General features: G+C 78.1%; 3 protein-coding genes. All 3 read left to right on the top strand.

Features of this window, described 5'->3' with window-relative positions:
- Window positions 1–109 precede the first annotated feature (109 nt).
- Complete coding sequence (locus ACFW1A_RS39585; protein ID WP_380418400.1) at window positions 110–700, top strand: helix-turn-helix domain-containing protein; 591 nt, start codon at window positions 110–112, stop codon at window positions 698–700.
- Between the two features lie 419 nt (window positions 701–1119).
- A complete protein-coding gene (locus ACFW1A_RS39580; RefSeq protein ID WP_380418398.1) occupies window positions 1120–1677 on the top strand; it encodes a YbaK/EbsC family protein in 558 nt (185 codons plus the stop codon).
- 343 nt (window positions 1678–2020) lie between these two features.
- Window positions 2021–3244, top strand: a 1224-nt coding sequence (locus ACFW1A_RS39575; RefSeq protein ID WP_380418395.1) for a PucR family transcriptional regulator ligand-binding domain-containing protein, incomplete at its 3' end; no start/stop codon positions are given.

The raw sequence follows: 3244 nt of genomic DNA, 5'->3' as shown, positions 1-3244 counted from the left end.
CGTCCCACCGCCGCCCGTGGCGTTCGCGCTCCGCCGCCCGTGGCGTCCGGCCGTTGCGGAACCGGCAACACCGTTTGCCGCCGCCCGGGCGGCGCGGTGCAATGGCCCGATGGAGTACCAGGCCGTACTGGACGAGGTGGCGCCGCGCCTGCGGCGGCTGCGCGAGGCGCGCGGGCTGACCCTGGGCGCGGTGGCGGAGGCCACCGGGATCTCGAAGAGCACGCTCTCCCGACTGGAGTCCGGCGGGCGCCGGCCCACCCTGGAGCTGCTGCTGCCGCTGGCCGGGCTGTACCGGGTGCCGCTGGACGAGCTGGTGGGCGCGCCCGAGGTGGACGATCCCCGGGTGCGGCTCAAGCCGCGCAAGCAGGCCGACGGCGGGTCGTACGTGCCGCTGACCCGCGGGCCCGGCCCGCTGCAGGCGTACAAGCTGGTGGTCCCCGACCGGGGCCCGCAGCCGGACCCGCGCACCCATGAGGGGTACGAGTGGCTCTACGTGCTGCAGGGGCGGTTGCGGCTGGTGCTGGCGGAGCACGACCTGCTGCTCGGCCCGGGCGAGGTGGCGGAGTTCGACACCCGGGTGCCGCACTGGTTCAGCGGGGCCGACGGGCGCCCGGTGGAGCTGTTGAGCCTGTTCGGGCGGCAGGGCGAGCGGATGCACGTGCGGGCCCGGCCGCGACCGGCCGGCGCGGCCGAGGGGTAGCGGCCCCCTCCCCGTCGATCTTCCCAGTCGATTCCCAGTGCCGACCCGTACGGTGCGCACGCGTCGGCAGCCCGGGGAAGACCGCCCCGGCGGAGGGCCGACACCCCGGCCCGGGGTCCGGAGCGGCCCGACCGGGCGCCCGCCCGCGGCCGGACCGGGGGAGCGCGGCGCACCGTCCGCTCCCCGTTCGGCACCGGCGGCCCCCGCGGCGCCGGGCCGGCGAACCCCGGTGGGCCGGGCGCGGACCGCGCCGGGCACCGGGACGCCACCGCAGCGGTGACTGGCGGACGTCCGGACCGGACGGCCGGGCGCCGCCGTGCCCGAGCGCGGCGGGCCGGCGCAGCGGGCGCGGATCACCGCCGATCCGCCGCCGACCCGGCCCGCCGCGACGAATTCCGCGTCAACCACGAGGAGGAGCCGTGCGCGACCACCAGCAGGTGCCGCAGGCAGCGGCCGCCGTGCTCGACCGCCCGGAGCGGACGGAGGGGTCGACGGCAGCGCCGCCGTCGACCTACCGGCTGCTGCTCGACCTGTTCGACCGTGGGCAGGTGCCCTACCGGTTGCTGGACCACCCGCCGGAGGGGCAGACCGCGCGCGCCAGCGAACTGCGCGGCCACCCGCTCTCCGCCGCCGCCAAGTGCATGGTGATCGCGGTCCGGCGGCCGGCCGACCGGCCGTGCCACGTGCTCGCGGTGGTGCCCGGTGACCGCCGGGTGGACCTGCCGAGCGTGGCCCGCGCCTGCGGCGGCCGCAAGGCCGGGTTCGCCAGCCGACCCGACGCCGAGCGGCTCGGGGCGACGGAGAGCGGGACGATCACCCCGTTCTCGTTCCACCCCGAGCTGGCCGTACTGGCCGACCCGGCGCTCTTCGAGGAGACCGAACTCTTCTTCAACGCGGCCCGGTTGGACCGGTCGGTGGCGATCCGGGCGGCCGACTACCGGCGGTTGGCCCGGCCCCGGGTGGTCCCGATCACCTGAGCGGCCGACTGCGGGCCGAGACCCGAGCGCCCGCCCGGCCGACCCACCGGTCCGGCCGGGCGCTCCGGGTGTGCGGGGCTGCGGCGGCTTGCCCACCGCAGCTGCCGGCGGCCGACCCGCTTGAGGTCGAGCCGGCCGCGCGGTTCCCCGTGGGGCCCAGTCAAGCAGGCCGCAATGGTGCGGACGACTGGTGTTGCACACCAGCCGGAGGGCGGCCGACTGGACCATCGGACAAGAGGATGCTGACCGGTCCTGACTTGCATCTACTATGCCTAGACGCCCCTAGCCCTTGCTGTTGCGAAGGGCCGGGAGTGGTGCGAGCACCGGGAGCGGGAGCAAGAGGATGATCGTCGGGGAACTGCTGGAGCTGGACGGCCTGGACATCGAGGTCGCCTGGGCGACCCGGGAGCTGCTGGAGCGCGAGGTCACCGGTGTCACCTCGACCGATCTGGCGGACCCGGCGCGCTACCTGCAGGCCGGCGAGCTGGTGCTGACCGGGCTGGTCTGGTGGCGCGGCGAGGACGCCTCGGCCGCGCTGCGGTTCGCCAACGCGCTGCGCAGCGCCGAGGTGGCCGCGCTGCTGGCGGGCGAGGGCACCCACGGCGTGGTGCCGCCCGAGCTGGTCGCGGCCTGCCGGGCGCACTCCATCGCGCTGCTCTCGGTCCCGGCGGGCACCAGCTTCCGGGCCGTCACCGACCGGGTCTACCTGCGCCTGTGGGGCGAGCTGCGGGAGCGCTCGGAGAACCTGGCGGCGGTGCCCGCCACGGTGCGGCGCGAGCTGCTCGGGATGCTGCACTCGGACGCGCCGCCCGCGGCGATCCTGGCGCACGCGGTGGCGCACCTGGGGCTGCCGCACTGCCGGTTGGAGACGACCGGCGGGCGGGTGCTGGCGGGTTCGGGGCCGGACTTCCCGGTGGCCGACGCGCCGCCGGTGCCGGTCGGGCCGGCCGGCACCGCGCCGTTCGACGGTTGGCAGCTGCGGCCGGCCGGGCGGGCCGCCCCCGCCGCCACCACCGTGCTGCACGGCCTGGCGGAACTGCTCGCGCCGCTGGCCACCCGGGCCCGGGCCACGGCCGCCGCGCAGCGGCAGACGGCGGTGCGGGTGGTGGAGCTGCTCGCCCAGGGCGGCGGGCCGGGACTGGAGGAGGCGTTGGCCGCCTGCGGCCTGTCCGGGCGGCCGCTCACCCCGGTGGTGGCGCGGATCGACGGCGCGCCGCAGTCGTGGGCGGCGGCCGCGCTGGCGGAGGGGCTGCACGGGGTGGGCGCGCCGTTCGCCGCCGCGCCGGACGGGCGGGGCGGGGCGGTGGCGCTGGTGGCCGCGGAGCCGGCGGCGATCGGGGCCGCGCTGCGGTCCTGCTGGCCGCGCCTGGCCACGGTACTGACGGACCGTCAGCTCCTGCGGGCCGGGGTGGGGCCGACGGCCGGACCGGACGGCGCCGCACTGCGCGGGGCGCTGGTGCAGGCGGGGTACGCGCTCACCGCGGCGGGCCCGGGCGAGGTCGGCAGCAGCGGTGAACTGACCACGCTGGAGGCCCTGTTGCGCGGAATCCCGGCCGAGGTCCGGGCC

Source organism: Kitasatospora sp. NPDC058965 (assembly GCF_042741245.1).
Classification (GTDB): domain Bacteria; phylum Actinomycetota; class Actinomycetes; order Streptomycetales; family Streptomycetaceae; genus Kitasatospora.
The sequence above is the reverse complement of the archived record's forward strand: the minus strand, read 5'-3'. Positions and strand labels throughout refer to the sequence as shown.